This window comes from Pseudomonas sp. K5002 (assembly GCF_013386655.1).
Classification (GTDB): Bacteria; Pseudomonadota; Gammaproteobacteria; order Pseudomonadales; family Pseudomonadaceae; genus Aquipseudomonas.
Genome location: NZ_JACARK010001526.1, coordinates 1 through 367 on the forward strand (window position 1 = coordinate 1; position 367 = coordinate 367).

Genomic DNA, 367 nt, shown 5'->3' on the forward strand with positions numbered 1-367 from the left:
TTTACCGCGAGGTCCAGGTCCGACTGTTCCCGCAGGATTGCGCTGATGTTGTTGTCATCCAGGGTCGCCCACACGCCGTCGCTGAGCAGCAGGAAACACTCGCCTGCCCGCAACTCGCCGTCGAGGAAATCCAGCACCAGATGCTGATCCAGGCCCATGGCGCGCTTGAGCACATGCTGCATGCCCGGTTGCTCCCACACATGCTCCTGGCTCAGGCGCTGCAACTGGCCATCGAGCCAGCGATACACCCGGCAATCACCCACATGAGCCAGGGTAAAACGCTGGCCGCGAAACACCAGGGCGCTGAGGGTGGTCAGCAACGGCTGGCCGCCGCCGTTGGCTTGCAGCCAGCGATTCTGGGCCACCA

General features: G+C 63.8%; 1 protein-coding gene. It reads right to left on the minus strand.

The genetic code is table 11. The features are described 5' to 3' along the window. On the minus strand, positions 1-367 hold a 367-nt coding region (locus tag HX846_RS37690), incomplete at both ends, for a PP2C family serine/threonine-protein phosphatase (RefSeq protein ID WP_178967523.1).